A 16717-nucleotide genomic window follows, 5' to 3' on the forward strand; every position below is an offset into this window, starting at 1 on the left:
TTGTAGTCGCGAACCAACGGTTGCAGGTGGGCTGGGTTCCAGACGGCCGGCCGTCACGATCTCCCCCTTGTGCCCCGGACGCAGCGCAGCACCGAGTGATGCGCTGCAGAGGCGGGGCCCATCCAGCAGCGCAAGCTGCGGTTCCTGGGTCCCGGCTCGGCGCCGCAACGCCTTCGGCATTGCGGCTTGTCCGGGACAAGAGATTGATGGGCGGCCCAATCGGGCGGCCGTCAGGCACTCTGGGCGGTCTTCACCACCACGACATTGCTGTCGTCGTGCTGGGCAGGGCCGCCGTCCTGCACCGTCTTCTCGGTTTCGCCGGCATGGCGTTTCAGATAGTCGCGACGCATGCCGATCTCGTCGCGGACGAATTCGTAGCCGAGCTTGAAGGTGTCGAGGCCGTCGGTGCTGATCGTGCCGTCTCTGAGCCCGATGACCGCCCCGCGTAAAATGCCCTCCAGTTCGTCCTGGAGACATTCGAGCTGATCCAGAGAGTGGGCGTGCTCGATCCGCTCGCCGATGTCGAGGATGGCGGTGGAGAGCTCGCTGGCCTTCTCCGGCGCGATCCGGGTGATCTTGGCGTAGATCGCCGCGAAGATCGAGCCGATGACGCTGAGCGCGGCGGCGCCCAGATACATCAAGTCGCTGTACTTATCCATGAACGACTTGGTGTCGTCATTGATGTAATCGGCCGCCCCCTGGTGCGCCATCACAAAGGCGTCCTTCTCGACGGAGGCCGGCTCGATCCTGCTGGCGAAGCCGTTGTCGAGCCCGAGCGCGGACTTGTTCTCGTAGATGGTGCGCGCCAGCTCGCCCGCCGTGGATGGCGACATCCTGGATTGCGCGACCAGCAACCATTCGAGCCCGATCGTGTCGAGATCGTCATCGGGGATTTGCGGCGACGTCGACAGCGTGCCCGCCGTCAGCGTCTCGCTGGAAATGCCCGGGAGCTTGCGCGACAGCGCCTTGGCCTCGTCGATCGCGTTGAGCGTGAAGCCGCCGCGCTTCGCGACCTGCTCATAGGCCTTGTCGCGCACTGCCCTGGAGGCATGAACGATGGCGATCACCGCGCCAAAGCCGTTTGACGGCGCGAACAGCTTGTCGAGCGTCGTGCCCTGCGGCGCCATCTGGATCTTGGCCGCGTCCGGACCGTCGGGGATATCGAGGATGCTGCGGACGAAGGCGAGGGAGGATTCGTTCTCGGCGAGAACGGCGACCTTCTTTTTCCTCAGCTCGGCGATCGACTTGATCTTCTTGTTGCCGGGACCGAGCAGAAGCACGAGATCGTGCTCGAGGATCGCGAGCGTGCGCGCCCGCAGTGGCACCTTGGCGTCGGTGCGCAGCACGGCCAGATCGGCCTGCTTGCGGTCGAACTGCGCGAGCGCCTTGGCATTGTCTGCGTTGTTGACGATCTTGATCCGGAAGCGCGAGGCGTTGGTCTTCAGAACGGCAGCAAGCTTGGCCGCGAACAGCGCCTCGTCGCTGTTGGGAGCGCCGACGGCAAAGGTCAGCGTCTCCGAATTGTGCAGCATGGCACGGCCGCCCCAGACGGTGGCGAGCGACAGCAGCAGGGTCAGCACGACGTAGAGGAAGACCTGTTGCTGATTGGTCTTGATCACCTTCGGGCGCCGCGGCGGCGGCTCGATCGGGGATGTGGTGGGGCCTTCAGTACTCATGGCAGCACTCTGGCCTTATTCCCGGGTCATGGGCGGCTCGCGGACGTGATCGCGGCGGGCGCCCTGCAATTCCTAAACATCTGAAAAAAGAATGATATTCTGTGCCGGCAATGATAACGCGCCGGGACCGGAAAGCAAATTTCGAGCCGAGGGTAACCTTACTCGACGTGGCCGCGGCGAAAGGTCATCCTATCACCAGTTAGCCACACTTGGCGATTTTCCGGTTCCCCCCGGCTGCATTCCGCCGCGGGAGATGTCATAAATCGAAGGTCCCGGCGATTTGACCGGTCCAAGAAGAAGTTGCGCTGAACGCTCCAATTTTTCTTGTCACCTCAATGAGGGCGTCGGCTTTGTCGTTTCCACCCATGTCATCGGCGGTTCCGGTCGAAGCGCTCATTGGCTGGATGCTGCTGCTCACCTTCAAGCACATCATCGCCGATTTCGTTCTTCAGACCGCTTGGATGGCGCACGGCAAGGACCAGAAGCACGGCTGGGCCCTGCCGCTGCTGGTGCATTGCCTGATTCACCTTGCGGTTGCGCTACCGTTGATAATGATCGTCGCGCCGAAATTCTGGTTCGTCGCCTTCATCGACTTCGTGATCCACATCACCATCGACCGCGCCAAGGGGTTCGTCTCGGCCAATTTCGGCGTCGACCTTGCACATCCCTGGTTCTGGACCCTGATCGGCGTCGACCAGGCGCTGCACCATCTCACCGGCTTCGGCCTGTCCATCTTCATGGCGGCGAACTGAGGGCTGGCGGCCCTCTGAGTGGGCAAGCCTTCATCGGCACTAAAGGTCGTCATGCCCCGGCTTGTCCCGGGCATCCACGTTCTTCCTGCGTCTTGGCCGTTCGTGGATGGCCGGGACAAGTGTTTAGCCCGGCCATGACGCCGTGGAGGCGCTGGCGCCCGTTCTCCAAACTGCGTGGTAATTCCCGGTCCCACCGCCGCCTTCCGATTCGCCGCGAGCGCGCAAGCACCCCGGGTGACTACCGGGCAGCGTGGTTAACCTTTCATTAGAGAATTGCGCTGCATCTTCCGCACACGAGGGAGAACTGCAATGTTTTCAAGCCGCGATACTTTTGAAAGCGATTTCTGCCCGGTTCGCGACGAGCTCCTTGGCGAGATGTATCGCGCCAGCGAGAGTGGCCTGCCGAGGCTGGTTGAGAGTGTTTCCCCTGACGCGCGCGCCAGGCTGGCGCTGTTCTGCTATCGCCGCAGCCATCTGCACTCGCTGGCGGTCGCGATCGCAGCGAGCTGTAACGAGCGCGACCTGATCGAAAACGGCGGCCGCGTCGGCTCGACGCTCTATGCGCTGTCGCGCGAAGGCACGGCGAAATCCTCGCCGTCGCTGTCGGGCGGGCGCAAGCCGATCACGCTCTCGACCAAGCCGCTCTCGGTGCTCGCACCGCTGGACGACGAGATCGACGACGAAATCGGCGAAGCCGTTCCGGCCTAACTAGCTTCGATAGCCGGAAGCCCGAACTTCCGCCGCGCCATCGCGCATTCGGCGTCGCCCGGCATGCAGGTACGACACACCTCCGGCCGTACCGCATAGATGCCGCACGCGGTCGCTCTTCCAATATCCCCCTGCAAGGCTGAGCAGCGGTCGCCCTGGCAACGCATGCCGGATTGGCGGTCGTTGACCAGCGCCTCCGGAATCGCGGCAAGCTCTTCGTCGCTCTCGATCGAGAAGCGCGGCCAGTTGGCCGAATAGCCGCAGCAGGCGCCGCAACTCTGGCAACAGCTCGACAGATCGACGGGGGAACTCTCTTCCATCGTCCTCAAATGTCCTTGTCAGGTGTCTTTGGGCGGGCCCCAGACCAGGCTCTGCCGCCATCTCGCGCGCAGCACGTCGCGCCGCTCCGGATATCTCTCGTCGAGATAGTTGGCGTCGACCACGCGGTCGGTGCGGAAGCTGCGGAAGTCGCCGCGTAGCTCGCACCAGGCTGCCAGCAGGCGCACGGCTTCGAGATAGCCGACCGAGATCGGCCAGATCATGCGCTCGCTGGCGCGGCCCTGCTCGTCGCGATAGCGCAGCATGATCTTCTTGCCTTCATGGATCTGGGTGCGCGTGCGCACCATGTCCAGGCGGTCCGGCTCCCTGTTCCAGCTCGGCCGTGCCCGGCTCGCGGGCTCCAGCACGAACGGACGCAGCCGCTCGGGCACGGTGTCCGCGATCTTGGCCATCAGATCCTCGGCCGCGCGCGCCAGTGCCGAATCGGCATGGCCGGCGACCCACTGTGCGCCCAGCACCGCCGCCTCGATCTCGTCGGGCGTCAGCATCAGCGGCGGAAGGTCAAATCCCTTTTCCAGGATGTAGCCCATGCCGGCTTCACCGCGGATCGGCACGCGCTGGCCGATCAGCGTCGCGATGTCGCGATAGATCGTGCGCTTCGAGGTCTCGAGCTCGGCCGCGATGGCGTCCGCCGTCAGCGGCTTACGCGTGCGCCTCAGCACCTGGATGATTTGAAACAGCCGGTCGGCGCGTCTCATGACGGGTCTCTTGTTGTGGTCTTTTCAGAAAGCGGCGCGCGGCTGCTGACAGGATGTTGGCAGCAGGGGGGTTCTATACCGGGACAACACATCGACTGAAGAGGATTTGTCCATGATCATTCCGACCCATTTCGGCCCGGCTATTCCGATGTTGCGGGCACAGGCGTGGTCCGCGTCGGCGTTCGGTCGCCTCGTTTCGCTCGATCTCATGGCCGTCGACCTCCGGTTTGCCCTCGCAAGCGTGGTGGCACGCCCGCTGATCCAGGCCGCGGACGCGCTGGTCCGCCATGTGATGGGCCGTGCCTGGCGGGGGGCCCGTTTCGCAGAAGATATCACGGCTGCTGCCACCATGGTGGCAGCAGCCCGGCACTAGGTTCCGTCAACTTTTTCGGTGGTTCAGGAGAAGCTTTCATGATCACGCTCTACGGATTTGGCACCGGCTTCGGCCTGCCGGAAATCAGCCCCTTCGTCACCAAGACGGAAGTGCAGCTCAAGATGGCGGGACTGCCCTACCGGAAGGAGCGGGCGATGCCGCCGGCCTCGCCGAAGGGGCAGTTGCCCTTCATCGACGACGGCGGCGAGGCGGTGGCCGATTCCACCTTCATTCGCGCCCATATCGAGCGCCGCTACGGCTTCGATTTCGATGCCGGGCTGTCGCTCACCGAGCGTGCGCAGGCCTGGGCGTTCGAGCGCATGATCGAGCACCACATCTACTGGGGGCTGGTCGGGGCGCGCTGGGTCGATCCGGTGAATTTCGCCAAGGGTCCCGCGCATTTCTTCGACGGCGCGCCGGAGCACAACCGCGAGAAACTGCGCGAGGATGCGCAATTCCGCGTCGCCGAGAACTATCTGCTCTCTGGGCTCGGCCGCCATGGGCCGGATGACGATGTCGAGCTCGCCGTGCGCTCGCTGTTCGCGCTCTCGGTGCAGCTCGGCGACAAGTCCTATCTGATGGGCAACAAGCCCTGCGGCGTCGACGCCACCGCCTTCGGTATGCTCGCCGGCATCCTCTCGCCGTTCTTCGAATCGGCCCTGCGCGAGCGCGCCGAGGGTTTTCCGAACCTCACCGCCTATGTTGATCGCATGATGGACAATTACTATCCGGAGTTCGCCTGGACCCCGCTGCGGCAGGCGGCTTAGGGCCGCGGCGTATCCGCGGGCTCGGTGCAACCTCTCCCGCTTGCGGGGGAGGTCGGCGCGAAGCGCCGGGTGGGGGCTCTCTCCTCTGGGGATTTCCTTGGAAATTCGGAGACAGTCCCAACGCGGAGGCACCCCCACCCCAACCCTCCCCCGCAAGCGGGAGAGGGAGCGCAGCGACACGGTGGAAACAGTTCGTTTCTACAGGCCAAAACAAAAAGAGCCGGCCCATTGGGCCGGCTCTCGTCGTCTCTCAACTTTCGCCGCGTCTATTTCACCAGCGAGTACTTGCCGTTCTTCACCGTCAGCAGGATGCGCGAGCGGTCGTCGAGGCCGTAGCGGTCCTTTTCGGTGAAGTTGTAGACGCCCTGGCTCGCCGCCAGCTCCTTCTCCGACAGCAACGCCTGGCGGATCGCTTCGCGAAATTCCGGCGTGCCGGGTTTTGCGGTTTTCAGCGCCGCGGGAATGATGCGCTTGAGGATCTCGAACGCGTCGTAGGAATGGCCGGCGAACTGGCTGCGGCTGTTCGGGCCGTATTTGGCTTCATAGGCCGAATTGAGCGCCAGGCCCGGCTTCTTGGTGAGCGCGCTGTCCGGCTGGTCCTCGGGATCCATGACGGGACCGGAGGCCATCAGCACGCCCTCCGCCGCCTTGCCGGCGATGCGGATGAAATCCATGCTGGCCGCGCCGTGGGTCTGGTAGATCAGGCCCTGATAGCCGCGTTCGCGCAGCTCGGTCTGCGGCAGCGCGGCCGCGGTGCCTGACGCGCCGACCAGGATCGCGTCGGGATTGGCGGCAACGAGCTTCAGGACCTGTCCGGTCACCGACGTATCGGGACGGGCGAAGCGCTCCTCGTCGACGATGGTCATGCCCATCGGCACGGCCTGGGCTTTCAAATCGTTGAACCAGAGGTCGCCATAGGAGTCGGAATAGCCGATATAGCCGAGCGTCTTCACGCCCTTGCTCTTCATGTGCTCGTACAGCACCTTGCCCACGATCGGGATCGGCTGCGGCATCGCCACCGACCACTTCATGCGCTCGGGCGTGATCGGGAACGGTGCCAGGCCGAAATGCGGAATGCCGGCTTCATTGGCGACGTTGGAGACCGCGATCGTCGGCGGCGTCAGCGCCGAGCCCATGATGATGTCGGCCTTGGATTCGGTCACGAAGCGGCGGGCGTTGGTGGTTGCGGTGGTGGGATCGCCGCCGTCGTCGAGCACGATCACCTTCAGCGGCACGCCGCCGATTTCCTTCGGCACGAATTCCAGCGCGTTGCGCTCGGGAATGCCCAGCGCGGCGCCGGGGCCGGTCGTGGTGGTGGTGATGCCGATGGTGATTTCGCTGGTCTGGGCCAGCGCGGGCAGCGCCGGCAAGGCAAGCGTCGCCGCGGTGATGGCGGCGGTCAGGTAAAAGCGTTTCATCTATTCCTCCCTTTACGTGTTTCTTTGAAAGCAGAAATCGGGGGGTAATTCAGCCCCCTCTTTTGGCGATGCGGCGATTAGCTCCGGACTTAACTCCCCGTGAATTTGGCTACCATTTCCGCCGGGAACGGTGCCGATTTCAGCTTGTCGGGGTTAACGGGATCGCGACCGACGAGGACGCGGGTCTCAAAACCCTCGATCGCCAGCGCGTCACCCTTGTAGACGTTGTGCTTCACCTCGAAGCTCGAGCGCCTGATGCTCTCGATCTTCGTCTCGATGGTGATCCAGTCGCCATAGGTCGAGGGGATGTAGAACTTGGATCGCGTGTCGACCATGGGGATGCCCACCAGGCCGTATTTGCGGACCAGATCCTGCTTGGAGAATCCGGCGACCTCGAACAGGGTCGAGGTCGAATCGTCGAACATCGCGAAATAGCGCGGGTAGTAGACGATGTTGGCGGGGTCGCAATCGCCCCACTGGATCTGTACGTCGCGCCGGTTCACGAACATGTGTCGCGCGCCCTATTTCGGCGCCATGCGCAGCGAGCCGTCGAGGCGCACCACTTCGCCGTTCAGGTAGGAGTTCTCGACCATATGCAGCGCGAGCGCGGCGAATTCGTCGGCGTGGCCGAGCCGGCGCGGGAAGGGGATCGCGGCCGCGAGCGAGTCCTGGGCTTCCTGCGGCAGGTTCGCGAGCAGCGGGGTCAGGAACAGGCCGGGCGCGATGGTCAGCACGCGGATGCCGAATTGCGCCAGCTCACGCGCGATCGGCAGCGTCATGCCGACGATGCCGCCCTTGGAAGCCGAATAGGCTGATTGCCCGATCTGGCCGTCATAAGCGGCAACGGAGGCGGTGTTGATGATGACGCCGCGCTCGCCGGTCGCCTGCGGCTCCAGCTTGGACATCTCGGTCGCGGCCAGGCGCAGCATGTTGAAGGTGCCGATCAGATTGACCTTGATCACCTTGTCGAAATCGGCGAGCGCCATCGGGCCGTCGCGGCCGACCACGCGCTTGGCCACGCCGATGCCGGCGCAATTGACCAGCACGCGCGGCGCGCCAAGAGCCTTGGTCGCCTGCGCGATCGCAGCCTCAGCGGAAGCGGCATCGGAGACGTCGCAAGTGATTGCCACGCCCTTGATCTCGGCGGCGACAGTCTCCGCGAGCTTGGCGTTGAGATCGCACACTGCGACCTTGGCGCCCTGCGCCGCCAGTTTTCGCGCGGTGGCAGCGCCCAGTCCCGATGCGCCGCCGGTGACGATGGCTGCCTGATCTTTCAACAACATGGCGTTCTCCTGTAGCTTATGTCCGGGTTAGCCGACCGATATCACACGGTCCGACGGATTGGCAGCGTAGAGCTCCTCGATCAATTCGGTGCGGTGCTCGAGCACGGCGCGCTGGTTGATCGAGCCCTTGTCGGTGACTTCGCCCTTGTCGATCGAGAGCGGCGCGTCCATCAGGATCGCGCGCGTGATCCGGGTCGAGGAACCCGTGGCTTGGCTGAGGAAACCGGCCAGGCGCTCGCGAAACGCCTCGCGCACCAGCCGGTCGCGTGTCGCGACGACGAGATCGTCGGTCGGCAGCGTCGGATTGATCAGCCGGCAACCGTCGAGGTCGAGCACGACCAGCGCCGAGACCTCGTCACGGTTGATGCCGGCAATAACGACGTCGCGCACCAGCGGGGCGCAGGCCGCAGTGAGGCGCGCGCGCAGCGGGCCGACGCTGACCCAGGTGCCACTGGCGAGCTTGAAGTCTTCACCGACACGGCCGTCGAAATCGAAGCCGGCGTTGAGATCATCGGGGTCGGCGGGCTTGAGCGCATCCCCCATCTTGTAAAATCCTTCCTCGTCGAAGGATTTCGCGCTGATGTCGGGTTGGCGCCAATAGCCGGGCATCACGTTCGGCCCCTTGGCGCGCACTTCCAGCTTGCCGTTGTTGGGCACCAGCTTGGCGTCGTTGCCTGACACGGGCAGACCGACATGGCCGGAGCGGCTGGTGCGCGGATTGACCGACATGAAGAACGGCGCGGTCTCGGTCGCACCGAGCCCGGTCAGCATCGGCACCCGATAACCTTTTTCCTTCACCGCGAGCTCGTCGAGGCTGTCCCAGATGAATGGCGACAGCGCGGCGCCGGAGAAGAACATCGCATGCAGCCGGTCGAAGAACTTTGCGCGCAGGCCCTGGTCGTCGCGCAAATAGGGCAGCAGCGATTCATAGCCCTTCGGCACGTTGAAATAGACCGTCGGCGAGATCTCCTGGAGATTGCGCACGGTCTCCTCGATGCCGCCGGGCATCGGCTTGCCGGCGTCCAGATACATCGAGCCGCCATTGTAGAGCGTCAGGCCGATATTGTGGTTGCCGCCGAAGGTGTGATTCCAGGGCAGCCAGTCGATGATGACCGGCGGCTCGTCCTTGAGGAAGGCGAGCGTCTCGCGCAACATCACCTGGTTGGCGCAGATCATGCGCTGGGTGTTGATGACGGCCTTGGGGTTGCCGGTCGAGCCCGACGTCAGCAGGAATTTCGCGATCGTGTCGGGGCCGATCTTGCCATGGACCTCGTCGAGATCGCCGCGGATCGGCGTCGCCATGAGGTCGGCGAGTGTGGTGACGTCGCGGCCTGGCACCTGGCCGTAGGACGCGGCGATCTCGGTGCCGAGCGAGACGTTGGCGGCAAGCGCATCGGCGAACTTGTCGGCGTCCTCGGCGAAGACGAGGCCGGGCGTCAGCAGCTTCATCAGGTAAGAAAGCTTGCCGTAATCTTTCGACACCAGCGAATAGGCCGGCGACACCGGGCAGAACGGAATGCCGGCATAGAACGCGCCGAACGCGAGCAAGGCGTGGTCGATCGAATTGCCGGAGAGGATGACAACCGGCCGCTCCGCCGACAGGCCGCGCGCGATCAGGCCCGATGCGATGTGCCGGCTCGCGACGAGCAGCTCGGCGTAAGTGATCTTGCGCCAGCCGCGGCCGCCTTCGCGCTCGGCCATGAAGACGCGGTCCGGCGTGGTGCTGGCCCAGTGATGCAGGCGGTCGGTGAGGCGAACCGGATAGTCGCCGAGCGGCTGCTTCGGCCTGAGGTAGATCGTGCCGTCGTCGCGGCGTTCGATGTCGACGACGGGATCGCCGAACGAAATGGGCCGCAGCGGGAAAGTGCTCGCGCCGCGCTCCATGCTGGAAGAGGACGGCTGCGCGCTCATGACTTGGGCTTTACCTTTGCGGTCTTGTGTTCGAGGAATTCGCGGATCCGGCGCTTTGCCTCTTTGTCGCTCTGCGCGACGGTCGCCATCAGCGATTCCATCAGCAGGCCGGTCTGCGGATTGGCCTCCGCGATCATCGGCAGCGCCTGGAGCACGGCGAAATTCGTCAGCGGAGCGTTGGAGGCGACCTTGGTCGCAAGCTCCATCGCCTTGCCGAGCCCGTTGCCGGCCTCCGTGACATATTGCGCGAAGCCGTAGGACGCGCCTTCGGTGGCGCTGTAGACGCGGCCCGTCAGCATCATGTCCATCATCCGGGCGACGCCGATCAATCGCGGCAGACGCACCGAGCCGCCGCCGCCGACGAAGATGCCGCGCTGGCCCTCCGGAAGCGCGAAATAGGTCGAGGGCTCGGCGACGCGGATATGCGCCGAGCAGGCAAGCTCCAGCCCGCCGCCGATCACGGCGCCCTTCAGCGCCGCGATCACGGGCACGCGGCTGTACTGGATGCGGTCGAACACGCGGTGCCACATCTGGGAATGGAGCAGGCCGCCGGTCGCGTCATGCTCGGTCAGCTCGGAGAGGTCGAGGCCGCTGGAGAAATGATCGCCAATGCCGTGAATGACGACCGCGCCGATATCCTCGGGCAGGGACGCAAAACACTCGCCGATTTCCAGGATGATGCCATCGTTGAGCGCATTGCGCTTGGCCGGCCGGTTCAGACCCACGGTCAGAACCCGGTCCGCCCTCTCGATCCGGAGTAGCCCGGAGGCACCCGCGTCAGCGGTCTCGGCGTTTCCCTGTGTCATTTGCGTCCTTGTCAGAATAGTTATGTTGTATAACGAATTTCGGGGGAGTCAAGCTTGGGCTGACGCGTGGAGTTAACCGGTTAGGGGCAAAATCCTTCCCCAAATTCGATGTCGTCCCTGCGAACGCAGGGACCCATAACCCCAGGGAGAAATTTGGCGAAGACTTGCCGTTCGGTACTCCCACCGCCCGCAATCGATAGATTCCGCGGTATGGGTCCCTGCGTTCGCAGGGACGACAGCAGAGCGTATGGGTCACATCACCTGATGGACGTCGATCACGACGCGGTCGGCGTGCCGCGCCGCTGAGCCGACGAAAATGTGCTCCATCAGCCAGCGATACTTGTCGTGCCCGGTCTCGAACCGCGGCACGGTGCGGAAATAGATCAGCTTGGGATCGACCGGTTCGCCGCGCTTGAGCTTCTGCAGCAGCTCGACCGGTCCGAAACGCATGCCCTTGTTCTCGACATAGACAATGGCGCCGTCGTCGGTCTCGAAGGCGTATTTCGCCTCCAGGTCGATCAGCTCGTTGGGTCGGATGGTCTGGAAGTCGGCGCCGAACGGCAGCACCTTGCCTGATATCGCGCCCGTGACCTCACCGCCGATGATCGGGATGATGCGGCGGACACCGATGCCGGTCTCGCCGGCGAGGACGACGTCGCCGATGCGCGCGGTGATGGTGAAGACGTATTTCGTCTCGAGCGTCGGTGTCGTCATGCTTCACCCTGTCAATGCGCCATCATCCGCGTCGGCAGCCAGGTCGCGAGCAGCGGGAAGGCGATCAGGATCACGAGGCGGATCAGGTCCGTGACCACGAACGGAATCACGCCCTTGAAGATCGTGGAGAAGGAGACGTCCTTCACCACGCTCTTGATGACGAAGACGTTCATCCCGACCGGCGGGTGAATCAGGCCGAGCTCGACGGTCATGACGATGATGACGCCGAACCAGATCGGGTCGAAGCCGAGATGCGTGATCACGGGGAAGATGATCGGCACGGTGAGGATGATCATCGCCATGGCGTCCATCAGGCAGCCGAGCACGAGATACATCACCATGATCAGCGCCAGCACGCCGTAACTGCCGAGGCCGAGGCCGGTGAGGAACTCGGTCACTTTCTGCGGCGTCTGCGTCACCGTGAGGAAATAGCCGAAGATCAGCGCGCCGATCAGCACGGTGAAGACGGCGGCCGCGGTGCGCGTCGCCTGCAGCAGCGAGGCCAGGATCTTCTCGCGGTCGAGCCGGCCCGTCAGCACGCCGATGATGAACGCACCGGCGGCGCCGACGCCGCCGGCTTCCGTCGGCGTGAAGCGCGGCAAATAGGGCAGGCCGTAGAGGCCGCCGATCACGAACACGAACAGCAGCACCGGCGCCCAGATCTCCTTCAGGCCCGCAAAGCGCTCGCGCCACGGTGTCACCTTGCCCTTGGGCAGGAAGTCGGGGCGGAAATAGCCGATCAGGAAGATCGTGATCATGTACATGCTCATCGCCAGCAGGCCCGGGATGATGCCGGCGATGAAGAGCTTTCCGATGTCCTGCTCGGTGATGATGCCGTAGACCGCGAGCACCGTGGAGGGCGGCAGCATCGCGCCTAGCGTGCCGCCGGCGGCGATCACGCCGGTGGCGAACGATTGCGGATAGCCGAAACGGCGCATCTCCGGGTAAGCGACGGCGGAGAACGTCGCGGCGGTCGCGACCGAGGAGCCGCAGATCGCGGCAAAGCCGCCGCAGGCCCCGACGGTGGCGATGCCGAGGCCGCCGCGCAAATGTCCGACGAACCCGTTGGCGGCGCGGAACAGCTCGCGGCTCATGCCGGAATTGGACACGAACGAGCCCATCAGCAGGAACATCGGGATGACGCCGAAGGTGTAGTCGGTCACCGTGCGCATCGAGGTCTGGCCGACCAGCTTCAGGGCCGCCGTCCCGTTGACGAGATAGGCGAAGCCGGAGACGCCGACGAGGCCCATGGCCATGCCGACGGGCACGCGCAGCAGCATCAGGACAAACAGGGAGACGAAGCCGATTACGGCGACGGCATCGGTGCTCATGATTACTCCGTCGCCTTCAATTTGGGATCGTGCATGTCTTCGGGGTGGAAGATCAGGCGGTAGGTGCGGATCGCGATCAGCAGCACGGCGCAGACGTCACCGACCCAGGCGATCGCGAAGAACGGCCATGTCGGCATGTGCATGTCGAAGGTCAGGACATTGTCGTTGTAGGTGCCGCGTACCTTGTCGAACAGCGTCCAGGTCTGCACCGTCACGACGAACAGCAGCACGAGGGTTGCGAACACGTCGATCCAGCGCTGATGGCGCGGTCCGACATTGCCCCAGACGAGGTCCACGGTGATATGGGTGCCGCGATAGGAGGTCGCGGCGATGCCCCAGAAGATGAGGATGCCGAGCAGCATGCGGCCGATGTCGAACGAATCGGGGATCGAATAATTCAGCGTGTTGCGCAGCAGCACCGACAGGAAGATGTCGAGCGCGACGATGCCGACGAAGCCGGCCGCGATCCATTCGATCGTGTCGATGATGCGGTCCATCCAGGAGCGCTTCATGGGGTGGTCCTGTTCAAGATGAGTGCGTTGCATCCACGACGGTGCTGGGCTCCCTCTCCCGCTTGCGGGGGAGGGGTGGGGGTGTCTCCACAGAGAGACTCCCCAAGGGGAGAGAGCCCTCACCCGCGCGGGACGATGCTTCGCATCGCCCGGACGCGCCGACCTCTCCCGCAAGCGGGAGAGGTCGAGCGAGTGTGGGCCTCACTCCGCTAGCGCGTTGTACTTCTTCAGCGAGGCCTTGAGATCCGCGAGTGCGGCGTCCGGATCGGCTCCGGCCTTCTTGGCGCCCTCGGACCAGGTCTTCACCAGTGGCTCGGCGGCCTTCTTCCAGGCAGCGGTCTGCTCGGATGTCAGCTTGTAGACCTCGTGACCGGATTCCGCCTTCACCTTGTCGATGCCGGCATCCTCGAACTTGCCCCAGTGCTCACCGACCATGCCCGCCATTTCGACCGAGCAGTTCTTGTCGATCGCGGCCTTCTGCTTGTCGGACATCGCGTTGTACTTGTCCTTGTTGATCACGAACACGAAGGTCGTGGTGTAGAGCGGCGCCTCCATGTCGTACTTGGTCACCTTGTCGATGCCGAACAGCACCAGGGAGCCCCAGGGGAAGGTGACGCCGTCGGCGACGCCGCGCTCGATGATGTCGCGGACCTCAGGCGCCGAGGACTGCACATTGGTGCCGCCGAGCGACGTCACGAAGTTCGCCATGGTGGCGTGCGCCGGGCGGATCTTCATGCCCTTGACGTCCTCGGGCAGCACGATCTTCTTGGACTTGGAATGGAAGGAGGAGGGCGAGTGGACGAAGGCGAGGCAGTATTTGACGTCCTTCATCTCCTTCTCGGCAAATTTGCGATACCAGGCGTCCAGCCCCATCGAGCCGCCCTTGGCGTCCGAGATCAGGAACGGCAGCTCGCCGGCGCCGACGATCGGGAAGCGGCCGGGTTGGTAGCCGGGATTGACATAGGTGACGTCGGCGATGCCGTCGCGCGCCATGTCGTAGTGGTCGAATGCTTTGCCGAGCTGCTGGGCCGGAAACACCTTGCCCTTGATGGTGCCGCCGGAATCCTTCTCGACCGCGGCAGCCCAGTCTTCCAGCGACTTCTGCAGCGGATGCGAAGCCGGCACCCAGTGCGAGATCTTCAAATCGAAGGTCTTGTCCTGCGCAAACGCAGGCGTCACGCTTGCGGCCAGCAGCAACGCCAGACAGGCTTTCCTCATCACACGTCTCTCCCTGTTTTCGACGGCGGGCTTCGATGGCCCGGTCTCGTTAATTAACATGTTATCTAATCGGCCGGCGCGTTCAAGCCGGAACTGGCGCGCACCTCGCCGCGCCGTCTGCGTCAGCCATGCTGCATGGATTTGTCGCTGCCCGGCGACGGCCCTCCCCTTTTGCCCAACCGTTATATGATATAATTATCGTGCGCGGAGCAACGCGACAAGCGAGCCGCGCGCAAAGCCTACAGGATCGGAAGGAGCAAGTATTGCGGACAAAAGTCGCAATCATCGGGGCCGGACCGGCCGGATTGTTGCTTGGGCAACTGCTGCACGCTTACGGCATCGACAATGTCATTCTGGAGCGCCAGAGCCCGGATTACGTGCTCGGTCGCATCCGCGCCGGTCTGCTCGAGGAGGGAACCGTCGCGCTGCTCGACCAGATCGGCGCCGGGGCGCGGGCGCATGCCGAGGGCCTGGTCCATGAAGGCATCGAGCTGGCCTTTTCCGGCCGCCGTCACCGCATCGACATGAAGGCGGCGACCGGCAAGATGGTCATGATCTACGGCCAGACCGAGGTCACGCTCGATCTCATGAACGCGCGAAAAGCCGCCGGTCTCATCTCGGTCTACGAGGCCAGGGACGTTCAGCCGCATGATTTCGACGGTAGTCACCCGCGCGTAACCTGGGAGAAGGACGGCGTCACCCACGCGCTCGATTGCGACTTCATCGCCGGCTGCGACGGCTTTCACGGCGTCAGCCGCGCCAGCGTCCCGGCCGGGGCGATCGAGGAGTTCGAGCGGGTCTATCCGTTCGGCTGGCTTGGCATCCTGTCGGAGACGCCGCCGGTCAGCCATGAGCTCATCTACTCCAACCACGCCCGCGGCTTTGCGCTTTGCACCATGCGCTCGACCAAACGCAGCCGCTACTATGTGCAGTGTTCGCTCGACGACCATGTCGACCAATGGCCGGACGACCGCTTCTGGGACGAATTGAAGCGCCGGCTCGACCAGGAGGCGGCCGACAGCCTCGTCACCGGCCCCTCGATCGAGAAAAGCATCGCGCCCCTGCGCAGCTTCGTCGCCGAGCCGATGCGCTTCGGCCGGCTGTTCCTGTGCGGCGACGCCGCCCATATCGTGCCGCCGACCGGCGCCAAGGGACTGAACCTCGCCGCCAGCGATGCGCACTACCTGTCTAGCGCGCTGCGCGAATTCTACGACGAGAAATCCAGCGCCGGGATCGACGCCTATTCCACCACGGCGCTGGCGCGGGTCTGGAAGGCGGTGCGCTTCTCCTGGTGGATGACCTCGATGCTGCACAAATTCCCCGACACCGGCACCATCGGCGCGCGCATTCAGCTCGCCGAGCTCGACTACGTCACGCAGTCGCAGGCCGCGATGACGTCGCTGTCGGAGAATTATGTCGGGCTGCCGTTTTAAGACGGTGCCGTAGTGCGGGCAAAGGCGCTCTTGCGCCGTGCCCACCACCTTCCCATAATTGCGAAAGCGCGTGGGCACGCTTCGCTTTGCCCACCCTACGGCGCGGTCATTGTGGCGCCACCCGTGTTTCAAACACGCGCGCAAATCCCGTTTAAAACTTTGTAATTGATGCAACCGTCATCGCCATCGCGTTCAATGCTGACGACACGGCAACGCGAGACAACCATGACCGCCACCGACATTCCCGCCGGCTTCGAGCCGCTCTTTCGCAAGAGCCCTCTCACCGAACCCTGGGAGCCGCTTTACTCCAAGAACACCGACAAGGCCGTCATCATCGGCCTCCGGCTGGCCAGGCCCCACACCAACGGCCGCGGGCTGATCCATGGCGGCCTCATCGCGGCGCTCGCCGACAATGCCATGGGCTATAGTTGTGCGCTGGTGACCAACTGGACCACGTCGTTCGTGACGGTCTCGCTTTCGGTCGATTTTGCCGGCTCCGCCGAGATCGGCCAGTGGTGTTCGATCGAGAGCGACGTGATCAAGACCGGCAAGACGATCTGCTTTGCGCAGTGCCTTGTCAAAGCCGACGACACCGTGATCGCGCGGGCGAGCGGCACGTTCCGGGTGGTGCCGAAGAAGGGGTGATCTCTCCGTGTCCCGGACGCGCTGCAGCGTGCAACGCTGCTGCGCAGAGCCGGGACCCATGTCTCGACATGGCACCCTGCCGCCTTCTGGGTCTCGGCTCTGCGCCGCAACGCCAAGGGCGCTGCAGCTTGTC

Annotated in this window: 18 protein-coding genes; 6 read left to right on the plus strand and 12 right to left on the minus strand. The window is 64.2% G+C overall.

All coding sequences use genetic code 11. The features are described 5' to 3' along the window. Positions 1-230 precede the first annotated feature (230 nt). Positions 231-1676, minus strand: a complete 1446-nt coding sequence (locus tag GGD65_RS34385) for a TAXI family TRAP transporter solute-binding subunit (protein WP_183238131.1) — start codon at positions 1674-1676, stop codon at positions 231-233. 404 nt (positions 1677-2080) lie between these two features. On the opposite strand from GGD65_RS34385, the gene GGD65_RS34390 reads away from it, so the two are divergent. Together GGD65_RS34390 and GGD65_RS34395 are read left to right on the plus strand one after the other, a co-directional pair. Further along, entirely contained in the window at positions 2081-2428 is a 348-nt protein-coding gene (locus GGD65_RS34390) for a DUF3307 domain-containing protein (protein ID WP_049815038.1), read from the plus strand. A gap of 309 nt (positions 2429-2737) precedes the next feature. Next, complete coding sequence (locus GGD65_RS34395) at positions 2738-3136, plus strand: hypothetical protein (protein WP_026202549.1); 399 nt, start codon at positions 2738-2740, stop codon at positions 3134-3136. Here the strand turns inward: GGD65_RS34395 and GGD65_RS34400 are convergent. Together GGD65_RS34400 and GGD65_RS34405 are read right to left on the minus strand one after the other, a co-directional pair. Continuing rightward, positions 3133-3456, minus strand: coding sequence for a YkgJ family cysteine cluster protein (locus tag GGD65_RS34400; RefSeq protein WP_026202550.1), 324 nt, complete (start codon positions 3454-3456; stop codon positions 3133-3135). The two genes, GGD65_RS34395 and GGD65_RS34400, sit on opposite strands and share 4 nt — an antisense overlap. Before the next feature lie 18 nt (positions 3457-3474). Further along, on the minus strand, positions 3475-4173 hold the full coding sequence (locus tag GGD65_RS34405; RefSeq protein ID WP_026202551.1) for a YafY family protein: 699 nt from the start codon (positions 4171-4173) through the stop codon (positions 3475-3477). Between the two features lie 112 nt (positions 4174-4285). Between GGD65_RS34405 and GGD65_RS34410 the strand changes: the two genes are divergently transcribed. After that, positions 4286-4546, plus strand: a complete 261-nt coding sequence (locus GGD65_RS34410) for a hypothetical protein (RefSeq protein ID WP_018321420.1) — start codon at positions 4286-4288, stop codon at positions 4544-4546. A 38-nt stretch (positions 4547-4584) separates the two neighbouring features. Then, positions 4585-5313, plus strand: coding sequence for a glutathione S-transferase family protein (locus GGD65_RS34415; RefSeq protein ID WP_018321421.1), 729 nt, complete (start codon positions 4585-4587; stop codon positions 5311-5313). Between the two features lie 266 nt (positions 5314-5579). Here GGD65_RS34415 and GGD65_RS34420 read toward each other — a convergent pair whose 3' ends face one another. The 9 genes from GGD65_RS34420 to GGD65_RS34460 form a co-directional block, all read right to left on the minus strand. Continuing rightward, on the minus strand, positions 5580-6731 hold the full coding sequence (locus GGD65_RS34420) for an ABC transporter substrate-binding protein (RefSeq protein ID WP_018321422.1): 1152 nt from the start codon (positions 6729-6731) through the stop codon (positions 5580-5582). An 89-nt stretch (positions 6732-6820) separates the two neighbouring features. Beyond that, the gene (locus GGD65_RS34425; protein ID WP_018321423.1) at positions 6821-7240 is read right to left on the minus strand and encodes a thioesterase family protein; all 420 of its coding nucleotides are present in this window, start codon (positions 7238-7240) and stop codon (positions 6821-6823) included. Between the two features lie 12 nt (positions 7241-7252). After that, entirely contained in the window at positions 7253-8014 is a 762-nt protein-coding gene (locus tag GGD65_RS34430) for an SDR family NAD(P)-dependent oxidoreductase (protein WP_018321424.1), read from the minus strand. Between the two features lie 27 nt (positions 8015-8041). Beyond that, a complete protein-coding gene (locus GGD65_RS34435) occupies positions 8042-9925 on the minus strand; it encodes a feruloyl-CoA synthase (RefSeq protein WP_183238132.1) in 1884 nt (627 codons plus the stop codon). Beyond that, positions 9922-10731 carry a crotonase/enoyl-CoA hydratase family protein gene (locus GGD65_RS34440; RefSeq protein WP_028142148.1) on the minus strand — a complete coding sequence of 270 codons (810 nt, stop codon included), beginning with the start codon at positions 10729-10731 and terminating at the stop codon, positions 9922-9924. The genes GGD65_RS34435 and GGD65_RS34440 overlap by 4 nt, the downstream gene beginning before the upstream one ends. Positions 10732-10983: 252 nt before the next feature. Further along, the gene (locus GGD65_RS34445; protein WP_183238133.1) at positions 10984-11445 is read right to left on the minus strand and encodes a DUF3237 domain-containing protein; all 462 of its coding nucleotides are present in this window, start codon (positions 11443-11445) and stop codon (positions 10984-10986) included. 11 nt (positions 11446-11456) lie between these two features. Continuing rightward, positions 11457-12776, minus strand: coding sequence for a TRAP transporter large permease (locus tag GGD65_RS34450; RefSeq protein ID WP_018321428.1), 1320 nt, complete (start codon positions 12774-12776; stop codon positions 11457-11459). 2 nt (positions 12777-12778) lie between these two features. Beyond that, positions 12779-13288, minus strand: coding sequence for a TRAP transporter small permease (locus tag GGD65_RS34455; protein WP_018321429.1), 510 nt, complete (start codon positions 13286-13288; stop codon positions 12779-12781). A 201-nt stretch (positions 13289-13489) separates the two neighbouring features. After that, complete coding sequence (locus GGD65_RS34460) at positions 13490-14506, minus strand: TRAP transporter substrate-binding protein (RefSeq protein ID WP_183238134.1); 1017 nt, start codon at positions 14504-14506, stop codon at positions 13490-13492. A gap of 263 nt (positions 14507-14769) precedes the next feature. On the opposite strand from GGD65_RS34460, the gene pobA reads away from it, so the two are divergent. Further along, complete coding sequence (gene pobA, locus GGD65_RS34465) at positions 14770-15939, plus strand: 4-hydroxybenzoate 3-monooxygenase (RefSeq protein ID WP_183238135.1); 1170 nt, start codon at positions 14770-14772, stop codon at positions 15937-15939. 225 nt (positions 15940-16164) lie between these two features. Then, a complete protein-coding gene (locus GGD65_RS34470; RefSeq protein WP_179737999.1) occupies positions 16165-16584 on the plus strand; it encodes a PaaI family thioesterase in 420 nt (139 codons plus the stop codon). The last annotated feature ends 133 nt before the right edge of the window (positions 16585-16717 follow it).

Origin of the sequence: Bradyrhizobium sp. CIR18 (assembly GCF_014198295.1) — a bacterium.
Lineage (GTDB): Bacteria > Pseudomonadota > Alphaproteobacteria > Rhizobiales > Xanthobacteraceae > Bradyrhizobium.

Coding starts and splice junctions, on each gene's coding strand:
- GGD65_RS34385 (WP_183238131.1), bottom strand. CDS start 1,676: ATGAGTACTGAAGGCCCCACCACATCCCCGATCGAGCCGCCGCCGCGG.
- GGD65_RS34390 (WP_049815038.1), top strand. CDS start 2,081: ATGCTGCTGCTCACCTTCAAGCACATCATCGCCGATTTCGTTCTTCAG.
- GGD65_RS34395 (WP_026202549.1), top strand. CDS start 2,738: ATGTTTTCAAGCCGCGATACTTTTGAAAGCGATTTCTGCCCGGTTCGC.
- GGD65_RS34400 (WP_026202550.1), bottom strand. CDS start 3,456: ATGGAAGAGAGTTCCCCCGTCGATCTGTCGAGCTGTTGCCAGAGTTGC.
- GGD65_RS34405 (WP_026202551.1), bottom strand. CDS start 4,173: ATGAGACGCGCCGACCGGCTGTTTCAAATCATCCAGGTGCTGAGGCGC.
- GGD65_RS34410 (WP_018321420.1), top strand. CDS start 4,286: ATGATCATTCCGACCCATTTCGGCCCGGCTATTCCGATGTTGCGGGCA.
- GGD65_RS34415 (WP_018321421.1), top strand. CDS start 4,585: ATGATCACGCTCTACGGATTTGGCACCGGCTTCGGCCTGCCGGAAATC.
- GGD65_RS34420 (WP_018321422.1), bottom strand. CDS start 6,731: ATGAAACGCTTTTACCTGACCGCCGCCATCACCGCGGCGACGCTTGCC.
- GGD65_RS34425 (WP_018321423.1), bottom strand. CDS start 7,240: ATGTTCGTGAACCGGCGCGACGTACAGATCCAGTGGGGCGATTGCGAC.
- GGD65_RS34430 (WP_018321424.1), bottom strand. CDS start 8,014: ATGTTGTTGAAAGATCAGGCAGCCATCGTCACCGGCGGCGCATCGGGA.
- GGD65_RS34435 (WP_183238132.1), bottom strand. CDS start 9,925: ATGAGCGCGCAGCCGTCCTCTTCCAGCATGGAGCGCGGCGCGAGCACT.
- GGD65_RS34440 (WP_028142148.1), bottom strand. CDS start 10,731: ATGACACAGGGAAACGCCGAGACCGCTGACGCGGGTGCCTCCGGGCTA.
- GGD65_RS34445 (WP_183238133.1), bottom strand. CDS start 11,445: ATGACGACACCGACGCTCGAGACGAAATACGTCTTCACCATCACCGCG.
- GGD65_RS34450 (WP_018321428.1), bottom strand. CDS start 12,776: ATGAGCACCGATGCCGTCGCCGTAATCGGCTTCGTCTCCCTGTTTGTC.
- GGD65_RS34455 (WP_018321429.1), bottom strand. CDS start 13,288: ATGAAGCGCTCCTGGATGGACCGCATCATCGACACGATCGAATGGATC.
- GGD65_RS34460 (WP_183238134.1), bottom strand. CDS start 14,506: ATGAGGAAAGCCTGTCTGGCGTTGCTGCTGGCCGCAAGCGTGACGCCT.
- GGD65_RS34470 (WP_179737999.1), top strand. CDS start 16,165: ATGACCGCCACCGACATTCCCGCCGGCTTCGAGCCGCTCTTTCGCAAG.